Below are 477 nucleotides of genomic sequence, written 5' to 3' on the forward strand. Positions count from 1 at the left end.
CTCCACAGGTCTCCAGTCCTTGCATGATGAGCTGCTGCGTGAGGGCCTTACTCATTCGTTCCCTGACTTCAATGCACACTTGACTGTGGCGAAGAACGTGGAAGGTGCTGGGCGTACGCAAGCTTGGATTGAGTCACGTAACCACTATCTAGAAATGTGTCCGGTGGAGATCAGGTTCGAGTCTGCTATTAAGGCAAGTTCGCTAGCCTAAGAAAATGCCCCGATCAGAATCGATTCTGATCGGGGCATTTTACATCCTCAATTTTAGATTGTCAGCCATTGGGCTGTCCGTTGTGCAGGCAGCAAGCACAAGCGTTTAGCAATACTGAGGATGAGACCACTCATGATGGATAAGCGGCACAATATCGGGGAATCTAAGTCGTTGCACGTAGCTGCTGGCAGCACTCAACGCAATAGAATAGGGCGAACTCTGTTGCACTCTGGGTTCTGCTACTACTGCTATGAGCGGGTGCATAG

General features: G+C 50.3%; 1 protein-coding gene. It reads left to right on the plus strand.

What is annotated here, in order from left to right; genetic code table 11:
* The coding region (locus AC1RPR_RS08240; protein ID WP_481763472.1) for a hypothetical protein at positions 1–211 on the plus strand (211 nt) is incomplete at its 5' end.
* Positions 212–477 lie beyond the last annotated feature (266 nt).

The sequence above is a fragment of the Dellaglioa sp. CoH-57-MRSF-22 genome, assembly GCF_056781895.1.